Annotated in this window: 10 protein-coding genes; all 10 read left to right on the top strand. The window is 45.0% G+C overall.

The genetic code is table 11. The annotated features are described in order from the left end of the window. Positions 1–461 precede the first annotated feature (461 nt). The 10 genes from EXU30_RS03080 (at position 462) to EXU30_RS03035 (ending at position 14,314) form a co-directional block, all read left to right on the top strand. Complete coding sequence (locus EXU30_RS03080; RefSeq protein WP_130597765.1) at positions 462–3,194, top strand: family 20 glycosylhydrolase; 2,733 nt, start codon at positions 462–464, stop codon at positions 3,192–3,194. A 291-nt stretch (positions 3,195–3,485) separates the two neighbouring features. Then, positions 3,486–4,382 (top strand): N-acetylglucosamine kinase, encoded by an 897-nt coding sequence (gene nagK / locus EXU30_RS03075; protein WP_130597764.1) that lies wholly within the window; start codon positions 3,486–3,488, stop codon positions 4,380–4,382. A gap of 88 nt (positions 4,383–4,470) precedes the next feature. Continuing rightward, positions 4,471–5,472: a glucosamine-6-phosphate deaminase NagB-II gene (gene nagB-II / locus EXU30_RS03070; RefSeq protein WP_130597763.1), complete on the top strand. Its 1,002-nt coding sequence runs from the start codon at positions 4,471–4,473 to the stop codon at positions 5,470–5,472. A gap of 238 nt (positions 5,473–5,710) precedes the next feature. Continuing rightward, entirely contained in the window at positions 5,711–6,913 is a 1,203-nt protein-coding gene (gene nagA, locus EXU30_RS03065; protein ID WP_130597762.1) for an N-acetylglucosamine-6-phosphate deacetylase, read from the top strand. Beyond that, positions 6,910–8,049 carry a transmembrane glucosamine N-acetyltransferase NagX gene (gene nagX, locus EXU30_RS03060; protein WP_130597761.1) on the top strand — a complete coding sequence of 380 codons (1,140 nt, stop codon included), beginning with the start codon at positions 6,910–6,912 and terminating at the stop codon, positions 8,047–8,049. Before nagA ends, nagX begins: the two co-directional genes overlap by 4 nt. Positions 8,050–8,112: 63 nt before the next feature. Beyond that, a complete protein-coding gene (gene nagP, locus EXU30_RS03055) occupies positions 8,113–9,426 on the top strand; it encodes an N-acetylglucosamine MFS transporter NagP (protein WP_130597760.1) in 1,314 nt (437 codons plus the stop codon). A 1,006-nt stretch (positions 9,427–10,432) separates the two neighbouring features. Beyond that, positions 10,433–11,989: a cytochrome ubiquinol oxidase subunit I gene (locus tag EXU30_RS03050; RefSeq protein ID WP_130597759.1), complete on the top strand. Its 1,557-nt coding sequence runs from the start codon at positions 10,433–10,435 to the stop codon at positions 11,987–11,989. A 15-nt stretch (positions 11,990–12,004) separates the two neighbouring features. After that, complete coding sequence (gene cydB, locus EXU30_RS03045; RefSeq protein WP_130597758.1) at positions 12,005–13,144, top strand: cytochrome d ubiquinol oxidase subunit II; 1,140 nt, start codon at positions 12,005–12,007, stop codon at positions 13,142–13,144. Between the two features lie 15 nt (positions 13,145–13,159). Then, positions 13,160–13,273, top strand: a complete 114-nt coding sequence (gene cydX / locus EXU30_RS03040) for a cytochrome bd-I oxidase subunit CydX (protein ID WP_130597757.1) — start codon at positions 13,160–13,162, stop codon at positions 13,271–13,273. A 141-nt stretch (positions 13,274–13,414) separates the two neighbouring features. Then, a complete protein-coding gene (locus tag EXU30_RS03035; protein WP_130603209.1) occupies positions 13,415–14,314 on the top strand; it encodes a LysR family transcriptional regulator in 900 nt (299 codons plus the stop codon). Positions 14,315–14,406: the final 92 nt, after the last annotated feature.

Raw genomic sequence — 14,406 nt, 5'->3', positions numbered from 1 at the left:
TTTTGTCAATTAATTGTAGATTTTAGTGGCGATATTAAGTACCTTAACAAATGACAGCGTTGTCATTGGCTTTGTGTTTAAGGTTGTACATCATTAGTTATCCTGTTTGTCGATGAGTCTGGCTTGTTGCTCAAGGTCTAAATCAGTGATTGTGTTTAGGCGTCTTGACAGCATATAGCGACATAAGCGGTGAACACTGGAATAAAGGGTATAGGTTGTTCCTTTACGATAATTTGTAATGCTAAAACCTACGGCGCAGAGTGTTGATTCCAACTGCTATGCTTGGGCAGTTATCTGCCATGACAAACTGTAGCAACCTTTGATTAAGATAGGTCACTTAACTTAGGTTAAGCTGGGCGTAAGCTCAGCTATTTATACTTTTATTCTCTCCCCAGAAGCGAGTATAAGCTGGGTGCAATTGCCCCAGCTTTTTTTTAACCAAAATTTACTAAGAGGATGATATGAGAGTTCTTTTTGCGCTATCAGGTATAGCAATCGCCCTAGGATTAACTGCCTGTGCTGAGGCGCCAAAACCATTATCAACAACTCCTACTCAGTCATCTTCATTGTCTAATAACAACATACCTTGGACACAAGGTTCCCTTAACGAATTTGCTAACGATTTAAAAGTGACTTACCGGGTGGTCACCAATGTGCCAGAAGAAGCTTGTGTAAAAGGCAGTGATATTGAGCGCTGCTTTATCGCCGAGATTGATTTTACCGCTAGCAAAGATATCACAAGCGCTAATTGGCATATTTACTACAGCCAAATGCGACCTGTGTTAGAAGTTATGTCTCCCGAGTTTGAGGTAAAGCGTATCAAAGGGGATTTACACCAAATTTCCCCCACTAAGGCGTTTACAGGTTTTAAAGCTGGGCAAACTAAAACCTTAACACTCAGAGGTGAGCTATGGCAGTTATCTGAAACTGATGCCATGCCTAATTACTATATTGTCGCCAGTGATGACGACAACCTTATGCCTGCTGTGATTGAAAGCACCAAGCTAGTCACCGACGCGGAATCTAAGCTAGAGCTTAGGCCTTATGTTGAGCCATTTACCGATGCGAAAAGGCAATACCGCCGCTCGGCAACCGATAACTTGGTTTGGCAAACACCCAGCACAATTTTTGAATCTAACGCTGCAACTTCAGTTGATGTGAGCGCCACGTACGGCTCTATTTTGCCCACACCAGCCGCGCAGCAAATCCACCAAGGCGAGCGAGTGAATTTAAGCCTTGGTCTTGCGCTGACACCTGCAAGTTTTAGTCAAAGTCATATCGCTCAAAGTGATGTACAGCCGGCGCTACATCGACTTAGCCAGCTTGGCATCGCGTTTACTGGCTCTGGCCAAACTGGTGATACCAATGGCTCAGTCCCCTTGGTATTTAAATCTGTAAGCGATACGCAATGGCCTACTGAGCATGTTGCTGGCGCTTATCAGCTTGATATTTCAACAGAGCAAATTTTGATTACTGCAGCCGACCCTAGTGGTTTTTCCTATGCCTTAGCATCGCTGCAATCGGCGCTTGATGTAAAGCGTTTAGATGTCGCACAAATGACGGTTTCTGATGCGCCGCGCTACGGATTTCGTGGCATGCACGTTGATGTATCGCGCAATTTTCACTCCAAAGCGACGCTTAAGAAGTTAATGGAGCAAATGGCGAGCTATAAGCTTAATAAGCTGCATTTACATATGGGGGATGATGAAGGCTGGCGTTTACAAATAGACGGGCTACCTGAGTTAACAGATATTGGCGCTAAGCGTTGTCATGACTTAAGTGAGTCAAAGTGCCTGCTGCCACAATTAGGTAGCGGCCCGTTTAGCGAGGCTAGCGTCAATGGTTACTACAGCCGTGAAGATTATATCGATATCTTGCAGTTTGCCGCAGCAAGACATATCGAAGTCATTCCGTCGATGGACATGCCTGGCCACTCTCGCGCCGCAATTAAGTCGATGCAGGCAAGGTATAACTTCTACATGGCAAAAGGCCAAGAAGCACTGGCGAATGAATACTTACTTTATGATGTTAACGACACTACAGTGTATTCATCGGTGCAGTATTACGACGACAACACCTTAAATGTGTGTATGCCATCCACCTATAACTTTGTTAGTAAGGTCGTAGATGAAATAGCCTTGATGCACAAACAAGCGGGAGTGCCGCTGAAAACTTATCATATTGGCGCTGATGAAACGGCTGGCGCCTGGGTAGAGTCGCCAATTTGTCAGCGATTGATTGCAAATACAGAGTCACTCGATAGTGCTGATCAACTTGGGCCGTATTTTATTGAGCGCGTTGCGGCAATGTTGGTAGATAAGGGCATTCAACCTGCTGGTTGGAGTGATGGTATGGGGCATACCAATCCAGAGAATATGCCAAAGTCGAGTCAAACCAATATCTGGGATGTTATCTCACATGGCGGTTATAAAAATGCCCATAAGCAGGCAAATAATGGCTGGCTAACCATCTTGAGTAACCCAGAAGTGTTGTACTTCGACTTCCCTTATCAGGCCGACCCTAAAGAGCATGGTTACTACTGGGCGACTCGTGCGCTTGATAGTAAAAAGCTATTTAGTTATATGACAGGTAACTTACCAGCAAATGCTGAGCAGTGGCGTGATATTGAAAATAACCCATTTGCAGCTGATGACACTCGCCTGGTCGATGAGTCTGGCAAAGTGACGTCAAAGCCACTTGCAAAGCAAGCACAGTTTGGCGGTATTCAAGGGCAGATTTGGAGTGAGACGATTCGCAGTCAGGAGCAGTTTGAGTACATGATATTCCCAAGGCTGCTAATGCTGGCAGAGCGCGGCTGGCATAAGCCGCAGTGGGAAGTACCGTATCAATACCAAGGCGCAAAGTATGATCAAAATACCAATTACTTTGATAGCACCAAACGAGCGCAGCAGGCTGCTCAGTGGCAGCAAATAGCCAATCATGTTGGTCATAAAGCCATGGCTCAATTTGATAAGTTTGCTATTAACTATCGCTTGCCAATTCCTGGGGCAAATTATCAAGTTGGTAAGCTTGAAATGAACATCGCGTTTCCTGGCTTAACTATGCAGTACCTTGATGCAAATGGCGATTGGCAGATATATCTTGAGCCAGTTAATGTTGACAAGGTGCAAGCGGTGCGCAGCGTATCGCCAGACGGTAAGCGTGTAGGGCGTGCAGTTGAGCTCACGCAGTAACTTCAACTAAAAGATTAAATGGCGCAGCGATAGCTTAGCGCCATTTTTTATGCACCAACTGTTTCTCATGCAAGTCTTTCTGTTTTTATATTCAGATTGAGAAAGTTAACCAACTGTTATATATGAGCTTTATTTCATCGCAGCGTTAGTTAGCGCACGTTAGCAAAATAAAAAGTTTGAGATAGTTCAAAAAATAAAATGACAACGCTGTCATTTTGGGTGTAACATACCATTAACGTTACGACGGCAGCGATGTTTTTGCCCATAACAATAAGATTAAAGAGGGACGCCATGGCAACTAAACACAGTGAAACAACCCAGCTTTATCTTGGGATTGATGGTGGTGGCAGTAAGTGCCGCGCAATCATCTACACCCAAGAGCAGGGCGTTATTGGCACTGGTGTTTCAGGGCGTGCTAACCCTCTGCATGGTGTAGAGCAAGCGCTTCATTCAATTTCAGAATCTACTCAGCTTGCACTGACTGATGCTGGTATCGCTTCTGATAGGCAAGGAGAGCTTATCGCAGGCGTTGGTTTAGCTGGCGTCAATGTTCCTCACTTGTTCGAGCAAATCAACACCTGGAATCATCCATTTCAAGCCATGTATCTCACCACAGATTTACATACTGCCTGTATCGGCGCACATGAAGGTCAAGATGGTGCGGTAATTATTACCGGGACCGGTTCTTGCGGCTATGCCCACGTGGGCGAGCAAAGCTTGTCGCTGGGTGGCCATGGTTTTGGTTTAGGCGACAAGGGTAGTGGTGCGTGGTTAGGTCAACAAGCGGTCGAGCAAGTGCTGTTATCGCTAGATGGTTTCCAGCAAGCGATTGAATTGCAGCAAGCAATCATGGGTCAGCTTGATGTCAATGATGCATCCGGTGTTGTTGAGTGTCTGGCAGGTAAGTCTTCCAGTGAGTATGCCAAGCTTGCCAAAACCGTGCTTGATTGTGCTGCGCAAGGTGACAGTGTCGCGAAAGCGATTGTGGCCGAAGGCGCGCTCTACATAAGTGAGATGGCGCGAAAACTATTTACCTTGCAACCACAGCGCTTTTCAATGATTGGTGGCTTAGCTGAGCCACTAAAACCTTGGCTTGATGACGATGTTGCAAGTCGCGTTTCTGCAGCTATTGCGCCGCCAGAAATAGGCGCAGTGTATTTTGCTATGCAGCAACACGCTAAAGATTAGATAAATATTAGCAGCTTGCTGCTTTTTCTAGTTCTAGGGCCGCAAGCAAGTCAGTTAGATAAATATATTGTTTTTTAAAGGGTTTACTATGTCAACGAATACCATCATGGAGCAAGAAGCTCGCACCGCCCCAATAAAAGTTGCTGAGCAGCTTGCGGCTAATGAGCAAGTGACCAAAGCGCTGGGTGAACATTTAAGAGAAATTAAACCTAAGTTTGTAATGATTGTCGGTCGAGGCTCGTCTGATCATGCTGGTGTATTCGCTAAATACTTGTTTGAAGTTGAGCTAGGTGTGCCAACTTTTGCCGCTGCACCGTCAATTGCCAGCGTGTATGGTAAACAGTTGCAACTAGAAGGCGCACTAGTGATTGTTATTTCTCAATCAGGTCGTAGCCCTGATATCTTGACGCAGGCGCGTATGGCGAAAAATGCCGGTGCATACTGTGTTGCGCTGGTTAACGATGAAACCGCACCTATTAAAGACATTGTTGATGTTGTTGTGCCTTTGTGCGCTGGGGAAGAACGCGCGGTTGCCGCGACTAAAAGTTATCTTGCGACTTTATCGGCACTGATCCAAATTGCTTACCAATGGTCGCAAAGCGATTCATTGCGTCAAGCCGTTGCCTCAATGCCAAGCGCACTGCAAAAAGCTATCGATGGTAAGCCGCAGCTTAGTGTCGACGCGCTTGCCAATGTAAACAACCTAGTGGTACTTGGGCGAGGTTTAGGTTACGCGGTCACCAAAGAGATCGCGTTAAAACTGAAAGAGGTGTGCTCGATTCATGCTGAGTCGTTTAGTAGTGCAGAGTTCCTTCACGGCCCAGTTACTCTGGTCGAACAAAAGCTTGCGATTGTCGATGTGAGTGTCAAAGATGAGTCCATCGAAAGCCATCTTGAACAAATCGACAATGTAAGACAGCGCGGCGCAGACCTTATCCACTTAAATCAGACCTGCGATGATATTCACCCAAGGGTTGCACCATTAGCCGTGTTGCAACGCTTTTATATTGACGTTGCCGCGGTCGCTGTCGCCAGAGGTATTGACCCGGATCAACCAGCAGGATTAAAGAAGGTGACGCAAACCCTGTAACGAGATTTGCAATTTGGTCGCTTAGCGCAAAGATTGTTTTTGTTAGCGCAGTAGCAACTTCGATGCGAGGCCAAATCAGGTATTGAACACGGCTAAGCTGGCGTAAGCGCAAAAAAAGCGATGCCAACCAAGGCTGAACAAGGCGAAATTTAGCTCGGCAAGATTGAAATTAGCCAGGCTGTACTTAGCAAGACAGAACCAGCATGTTGCGAGCAATTTTATTACCATGGATACAAGTATGAAGCACATTTTCAAAGCCAAAACCTTATTTGATGGTACCGCGTACCGTGAAGATGTGTTGCTCGCAACAACTGCCGGCGTTATCAGTGCAATTGAGCCTGCTAATAGCGAGCAGGGCAAATTACTGCTTGCCGAGGTGGGTGAGGCTGTAACTGAAGTGTCTGGTTTGCTTACTCCTGGCTTTATTGATGTGCAAGTCAATGGCGGCGGCGGGGCACTATTTAACGCCGCGCCAACTGTTGAGTCTATTGCAACTATAGGTAAAGCTCACGCTCAGTTTGGAACTACTGGCTTTTTACCCACCGTGATCACCGATGAGCTTGAAGTGATGACTCAAGCTGCAGATGCGGTAGCGCTGGCAATAGCCCAGAATGTTCCAGGTGTACTGGGCATTCATTTTGAAGGGCCGCATCTAAGCGTGCCCAAAAAAGGTGTTCATCCTGAGCAACATGTAAGGCAAATCTCTCAAGCGGAAATAGAGCTGTTTTGTCGAGATGATCTTGGAGTAAAAGTCGTCACCCTGGCGCCAGAAAATGTGTCCCCAGAAGTCATTGAACAGCTAGTGGATGCTGGGGTTAAAGTTTGTATTGGTCATTCCAATGCTGATTACCAGACTACGCAAAAGGCCATTGCCGCTGGCGCGAGTGGCTTTACTCACTTGTTCAATGCCATGTCGGCGTTTACTTCCCGCGAGCCTGGTGTGGTAGGCGCAGCGCTCAATAGCCCTGATACTTGGTGCGGCGTCATTGTTGATGGGCATCATGTGCACGCCGCTACGCTGCAAGTCGCGCTTAAAGCCAAGCCCCATGGCAAAATCATGCTAGTTACCGATGCAATGCCGCCAGTAGGCCAAGACTTAGATGCCAGTTTTGAGCTATTTGGCACTCAGGTTATTCGCCAAGGTGATCGCCTTAATGCACCCACTGGCGAGTTAGCAGGCTGCGTATTAGATATGGTGGGCGCAGTAAATAACAGTGTTGATATGCTGCAGCTCGAATTAACCGAGGCGCTGCGAATGGCGGCGTTATATCCATCGCAATTTACTGGGGTTGAGCAAGGCCAAATCGCTATTGGTAAAGCGGCGAATTTTGTGGAGCTGACTGGTGAAGCGGGCAAGATGCAAGTGGCAGCAACCTATATTAGCGGGAATCGAGTATTTGCTGCGCAAAACTTAGCTAATACTCAAGGTGCAGCTCGATGAGTACGGCAAGTAAACCAAGACTGCAGTCGCTTGATGCATTGCGCGGATTCGACATGCTATGGATATTAGGCGCTGAAGGTCTCTTTGCTGCGCTGATAGTACTGTTTGCAGGTATTAATCTACCCACATCATGGCTCTCCTGGGCTGATGGGCAAATGCACCACAGTGTATGGCACGGAATTACTTTCTATGATGTTATCTTCCCGCTCTTTATTTTCCTTTCAGGTGTGGCGCTAGGCTTATCTGGCAAACGCATTGACCATTTAACTTTTGCCGAGCGCAAACCTAAGTACTTACACGCACTAAAACGCCTTGGACTATTGCTGTTGTTAGGCGTTATTTACAATCACGGTTGGGGTACGGGGATTCCGGCTGATCCTGAGCAAGTTCGTTATGCGAGCGTTCTGGGCAGAATTGCATTTGCCTGGTTCTTTGCTGCCATGCTTATTTGGCATACCTCGTTAACAACTCAGATAGTCTCGACGGGGGTTATTCTTGTTGGTTATGCATTACTGCTTCTTGTGGTGCCATATCCTGCCGGTGAGGCAGGGGTATTGAGTGAAAGCGTTAGTATCAATGCATATATAGACAGTCTGCTATTACCTGGGATCAGCTATCAGAATTTAGCCGTAGATCCAGAAGGCGTGCTATCGACTATCCCTGCAATCGCCAATGCGCTTATTGGCAGTTTTGTCGGCCGCTATATTGTCAAGCCTCACGCAAAAGGTGAGTGGGCTAAAGTGGCAACTATGTTTATGGCGGGTATTGCATTTATCGCAGCAGCGCAGATTTTTTCAACGGTTCTTCCAATCAATAAAACCCTATGGACTAGCACATTTGTATTAGCAACATGTGGCTGGAGTTTATTGTTATTAGCCGTGTTTTATGCAGTGATTGATGTGTTGCAATACAAACGCTGGGCGCATGTATTTACCATAGTGGGTTGCAATGCCATTGTTATCTATGTGGCATCGAGTTTGATGAATTGGCAGTACCTAGCCTCTAGTGTGTTTGGCGGCGTGATTAACGGCGCGCCTGATTTAATCCAGCCACTTCTGAGTGTGATCGCACTCTTGTTTGTACAATGCGCACTGCTGCATTGGTTGTATAAACGTAAGATATTTATCAGTATTTGAACGACCTAAAAGCCCGTAGAGGCAAATATTATAATAAAGCAGAAGGTAAGCAGGAATATGGAAATGACAGCAACGACTCAATCCAACAAAAGTAGCTTTGTGCCTATGGCCATAGTTGCAATATTGTTTTTTATTCTAGGTTTTGCCACCTGGCTCAATGGCTCTTTGATGCCATACCTGAAGCAAATATTGCAGCTTACGCCGTTCCAAGCTTCACTGATTTTGTTCTCGTTTTATATCGCCGTAACCTTTACCGCATTGCCATCGGCATGGGTTATTCGCAAGGTAGGTTATAAAAATGGTATGGCGCTGGGTATGGCGGTGATGATGCTCGCCGGACTCATGTTCATTCCTGCGGCGCAAACTCAGGTCTTTGCATTATTCTTACTGGCTCAGCTAGTAATGGGTACAGGGCAAACCTTGTTGCAGACTGCGGTAAATCCATATGTTGTGCGCCTTGGGCCTGAAGAGTCAGCCGCTGCGCGTGTGAGTGTGATGGGCATTTTGAACAAAGGTGCAGGGGTGATAGCCCCTTTAGTGTTTAGTGCGCTGATTTTAGATAGCTTTAAAGACCGAGTCGGCACTGATCTAACCCAAACGCAAATCACTGAAATGGCGAATGGCTTGATTTTCCCGTACTTAGGTATGGCGATATTTATCGGTGTACTTGCTTTTGCTGTTAAAAAATCGCCTTTACCTGAGCTGGAGCAAGATGAAGTTGATGAAACAAGTGCAGGAACTCAGGCTGAAAAAGGCCAAATGAAGGCCGCGCTAGCTAAGCCTAATCTAGCGTTAGGTGTGGTTGCCTTATTTGTTTACGTAGCGGTAGAGGTTATTGCTGGCGATACCATTGGCACATTTGCGTTATCGCTAGGGATTGAAAGCTATGGCGTGATGACCTCATATACCATGGTGTGCATGGTATTAGGCTATACCTTAGGCATTATTTGCATTCCAAGATTCATCTCACAACCTAAAGCTCTGATGATTAGTGCGGTGTTAGGCGTCGCATTAACCCTAGCTATTGTATTGGGTGACAATGAGTCATACCTATTAGCAAACGCACTGCTTGTGCCATTTGGCGGCGCACAATTGCCAGACACCTTATTGTTTATCGCCTTGCTAGGTCTAGCAAATGCCATTGTATGGCCTGCAGTTTGGCCGCTTGCATTATCAGGTTTAGGCAAGTTAACCAGCACGGGTTCTGCTTTATTGATTATGGGGATCGCTGGTGGTGCCTTTGGGCCTGTATTCTGGGGCTTAGCAAGCTCTGCTGAAAGCATTGGCATGCAAGGCGGTTATCTTGTGATGTTACCTTGCTACCTGTTCATCCTGTTTTATGCCGTTAAGGGATACAAGATGAAGTCCTGGTCATAGCTCGTAGCTGATACGCGCAAGTAGAGTAGATAAACAAAAAGAGAGCCGTTTGGCTCTCTTTTTGTTTTTGCGTCTATTTTGCGCTAACAAAACAGTCAAGTTGCTGCCTTTTTGTCAAGCAGCAGTGCGAAAGTATTAAAGCTCTTTCGCTTTGTACATTTCAACAAATGCACGCTTATATAAACTCGCGATGTTATTGATCACTTTAGTCATGTGATATCCCCATTGATTAGTCGAAATCGTTAAGGCAACGACTCCCTGGCAGACATTGCAATTCGTTTTCTTAACTTGGGGATAGTTTAATGATTACCTAATAAATCCACAAACGAGAAAAAATGATAAATCGCATTAGTAAATCTAATCCTTTTGGTGTAACCTGGTTAGGTTCAAATCTATTTTATTTGCTTATTTTATTGATTTTTATGTAATTATTGTATTTCAGTTTGCTGATATATTTTAGGTGTATTAATGTTATAAAATGTTAAGTTTTGTTTTTGTTGGTTTCATTTTTTATTATTAGCTTTTGGTTATGTAATTCAATACTTGCTGACATTTTGTGAATTTTTTCCTAGCACGATTCTTGTTGTATATCAATACCCACATAATTGTAGTTTGCGCCCTCGCCCAAAACCCGCTAAAAGCCGCTGAATTTATTGATTTGGCTCAAATCTCAGTGGTATAAAATTAGAGTCTGAAGTCTATCTGTATTTACTTAAGGCGCTGAAAATAAAGAGTATTTAATGGTGTTTCGTCTGCGTTGTTTGTAATTTGTGTGTTTTTTGCTCAAAAGCAGTGTTTCAAATGACTCGAGACGAAACGGCGTTTTTTATATAAAAAGTCGGGCAGTATCCAACTAAACCCAGAATGTTTGTATTTAACATTTTACTAACCTGTTTAGAGGTTGCTTAAGGTTGGAGGCCGAACGGCACAAGAAGCATCTATATTGAGCCAATCTCAATTTAGAACAAACCATCGAATTTGGTCGTACTGAAGTAAGGAGTCGCCAATGATAGTTGAAGAGGTAGTTGAGCTATCGCGCTTGCAATTTGCGCTGACAGCCATGTATCACTTTATATTTGTTCCATTGACACTGGGTCTTGCCTTTATCTTAGCTATTATGGAATCGCTGTATGTGATGACTAATAAGCAAATCTATAAGGACATGACCAAGTTCTGGGGTAAACTTTTCGGGATTAACTTCGCGCTAGGTGTTACAACAGGTCTAGCAATGGAGTTCCAGTTTGGTACAAACTGGGCATATTATTCTCATTATGTTGGTGACATCTTTGGTGCGCCACTTGCCATTGAAGGTTTAATGGCCTTCTTCTTAGAATCGACCTTAGTTGGTATGTTCTTCTTCGGTTGGGACCGCTTTAGTAAGCGTCAACATTTAGCCATTACCTGGTTAGTCGCAATCGGCTCTAACATGTCGGCGTTGTGGATTCTGGTTGCGAACGGCTGGATGCAAAACCCAGTAGGCGCGGTATTTAACTATGAAACAATGCGTATGGAAATGACCAGCTTTGCTGAAGTGATTTTCAACCCTGTTGCTCAGGTTAAATTCGTACATACTGTGGCATCGGGCTACGTAGCAGGCGCTATGTTCGTACTTGCTATTAGCTCTTACTACATTCTTAAAGGTCGTGACTTACCATTTGCGCGTCGTTCATTTGCCATTGCAGCAAGCTTTGGTATGGCGTCGATTCTGTCAGTAATGGTACTGGGTGACGAATCAGGTTACGAAGTCGGTGAAGTGCAGCGCGTTAAGCTAGCGGCGATTGAAGCTGAGTGGCACACAGAGCCAGCTCCAGCAGCATTTACTGCATTTGGTTTCCCTAACCAAGAAACTATGGAAACTGACCTAGCGGTTAAAATTCCTTACGTGATGGGTATCATTGCGACCCGTTCTTTCGATGAGCAAGTAACAGGTATTATTGACCTGATTGATGAGCATGAAATCCGTATCCGCAACGGTATGGTGGCATATTCATTACTTGAACAAATTAAAGCGGGTAACGAAAGCCCAGAAGTTCGTGAAGCCTTTGACCTTGCAAAAGGTGATTTAGGCTACGGCTTGCTACTGAAGCGCTACACTGACAATGTTGTAGATGCAACAGAAGAACAAATTAAAGCAGCAGCGAAAGATTCGATTCCAAACGTTGCGCCACTATTCTGGTCATTCCGTGTGATGGTTGCTTGTGGTGTGATTATGCTGATCGTATTTGCCGCAGCTTTCTGGCAAAGCACGCGTCATCGTATTGCAGAGAAGAAGTGGGTACTTAAAGCAGCGCTTTACTCGTTGCCTCTGCCTTGGATTGCCATTGAGTGTGGTTGGTTTGTTGCTGAATATGGTCGTCAACCATGGACTATTTCCGAAGTGCTGCCAACCTATGTATCGGCTTCAACACTAACGGTTTCAGATCTGTGGTTCAGTATCATTTCGATTACCTTGTTCTACTCAGTATTACTAGTGATTGAGATGTTCTTGATGTTCAAGTATGCGCGTTTAGGCCCTAGCAGCTTAAAGACCGGTCGCTATCATTTTGAAAACCAAGATGCGTAATCAGAGGATCTAACTATGTTTGATTATGAAGTATTAAGATTTATCTGGTGGGCGTTAATCGGTGTACTATGCATCGGCTTTGCGGTTACCGACGGCTTTGATATGGGTGTGGGTGCGCTATTACCAATCGTTGGTAAAGACGACACTGAGCGTCGTATCATGATTAACTCTATCGCACCACACTGGGACGGTAACCAAGTATGGTTAATTACCGCAGCCGGTGCATTATTTGCGGCTTGGCCAACTGTTTATGCGGTGTCATTCTCAGGCTTTTATGTTGCCATGATGATCACCTTATTTGCGTTATTCTTGCGTCCAGTAGGTTTTGACTACCGTTCAAAAATCGAAGACCCAAGATGGCGTAAAGCATGGGATTGGGCTCTGTTTGTTGGTGGTTTCGTACCGCCGCTAATCATAGGTGTGGCATTTGGTAACCTACTACAAGGTGTACCATTTAACTTCGACGAGTACATGCGTGCAACTTATCACGGTAACCTATTTGGTCTACTGAATCCGTTTGGATTACTAGCAGGTCTTATCTGTGTATCTATGATGATGATGCAAGGTGCATCTTGGCTACAAATGAAGACCGAAGGTGAGCTTCGTGTTCGTAGTGCAAGAGCTGCCCAAGTTGCGGGTATCGCGCTAACAGTTATGTTTGCAGCCGCAGGTTTCTGGTTAGCAAATGGTATTGACGGTTACGTTATCACTTCAACAATTGATACCGCTGGCGCGTCAAACCCAATGAACAAGACAGTAGCGATTGAAGCAGGTGCTTGGCTTGCAAACTACGACAAGTACCCAATCACTATGTTGTTCCCTGCGTTAGGTCTACTTATGCCAGTGCTTGTTGTACTAGCAAGTAAATTTGACCGCAGCGGTTTCGCATTCTTCTTTAGCTCACTGGCTATGGCTGGCATTATTCTAACGTGCGGCGCAGCAATGTTCCCATTCGTTATGCCATCTTCACTAGAGCCAAACATGAGCTTAACTATGTGGGATGCAACTGCAAGTCAAATCACGCTACAAGTCATGACAGTGGCTGCAATTATCTTCGTACCTATTGTACTTAGCTACACTGTGTGGACTTACTTGAAGATGTTTGGTCGCCTAACCCGCGACTTCATCGAAAAGAACAAAGCATCACTTTACTAATTGGGAGCATAATATATGTGGTATTTCGCTTGGATTTTAGGTGTGTTGCTAGCATGTTCATTCGGCATTATTAATGCGCTGTGGTTAGAAAACACCGAAAACATGGACCGCGAGTCGACTGAAGACTAGTTGATTTTTAGGTTCAAAATAAAATCCCCTTAGCCTATGGTTAAGGGGATTTTTTATTAAGACAATTTGAAGTATTACAAGCATGCTGCAGACTATTACAATGTGGCATTGATATTAAATGACGTGCTTAACGGGGTCATAGTGGCAGAACATGCAGGTACACAAATAGCGCTAATCCATTTGTTTGTTCATTTGGTTAATGCAGGCAGTTATACCCAGGTTGCGGCAGATTTGAATATGCCTGTAGCATCGGTGAGCCGAAAAATCGCTAAGCTAGAGGCGTTGCTGAATACTCAGTTATTAATGCGTAGTACACGCCGCTTAAGATTGACCGAAGAGGGAGGCGTATTGTTTGAGCGCTACCAAGGTGTCATCGCTCAGCTTGATGAACTAAGTCATCCATCACGCGCTAAGCCTGAAGGCACGTTGCGCCTTGCCACGCCAATATCCATTACCTCAATGCTACTCATCGAAGCCTTTACCGAGTTTGGGCAACTGTATCCTGATATTGACCTGCATATTAGCCAGAACAATCAAACTATCGATCTTATTGATGAGGGCGTGGATGTTGCGATTGTCGGCGGAGCGCAGCCTGATTCATCCTGGATATCTAAATTGTTTGGCGTATTGCACTATGGGCTGGTGGCGTCACCTGAATATATGGCGTCAAAACCTGAGTTAACTGCACCTGAGCAATTAGATGACTTTGACTTAATTAAAGTATGGCCATTGTTCAACTGGATTTTGACCCACAAAGAGCAGGGCGAGTATTATCACGAGCAGTCAAGCAAGCTTACCTTATCCGATATTTATGGCGCCATCAGAGCGGCTAAAGCTGGAGGCGGTATCTTGTATGGTCCGCTTAAGTTTGTTGAGCCTGAGTTGAAATCGGGTGAGTTAGTTCAGGTGTTGCCGCAGTGGAAAGGTGAGACCAGACGTATTTCTATGCTTTATCATCAGCGCAGTCATCAGCCACTTAAGGTGCAGCTGTTTATCGATTTCATGTTGTCAAAAGCCGAGCATATTTTTGCCAATCGTTGATTTTTATCGACTCGCTAGAGCACTTATTTCAATACATATTCAAAAGCCACTAACAGCAAGTGTTAGTGGCTTTAGTTTGCTAGGTTCTTTAT

It is taken from the genome of Shewanella maritima (assembly GCF_004295345.1).
Classification (GTDB): domain Bacteria; phylum Pseudomonadota; class Gammaproteobacteria; order Enterobacterales; family Shewanellaceae; genus Shewanella; species Shewanella maritima.
The sequence above is the reverse complement of the archived record's forward strand: the minus strand, read 5'-3'. Positions and strand labels throughout refer to the sequence as shown.

Coding starts and splice junctions, on each gene's coding strand:
- EXU30_RS03080 (WP_130597765.1), top strand. CDS start 462: ATGAGAGTTCTTTTTGCGCTATCAGGTATAGCAATCGCCCTAGGATTA.
- nagK (WP_130597764.1), top strand. CDS start 3,486: ATGGCAACTAAACACAGTGAAACAACCCAGCTTTATCTTGGGATTGAT.
- nagB-II (WP_130597763.1), top strand. CDS start 4,471: ATGTCAACGAATACCATCATGGAGCAAGAAGCTCGCACCGCCCCAATA.
- nagA (WP_130597762.1), top strand. CDS start 5,711: ATGAAGCACATTTTCAAAGCCAAAACCTTATTTGATGGTACCGCGTAC.
- nagX (WP_130597761.1), top strand. CDS start 6,910: ATGAGTACGGCAAGTAAACCAAGACTGCAGTCGCTTGATGCATTGCGC.
- nagP (WP_130597760.1), top strand. CDS start 8,113: ATGACAGCAACGACTCAATCCAACAAAAGTAGCTTTGTGCCTATGGCC.
- EXU30_RS03050 (WP_130597759.1), top strand. CDS start 10,433: ATGATAGTTGAAGAGGTAGTTGAGCTATCGCGCTTGCAATTTGCGCTG.
- cydB (WP_130597758.1), top strand. CDS start 12,005: ATGTTTGATTATGAAGTATTAAGATTTATCTGGTGGGCGTTAATCGGT.
- cydX (WP_130597757.1), top strand. CDS start 13,160: ATGTGGTATTTCGCTTGGATTTTAGGTGTGTTGCTAGCATGTTCATTC.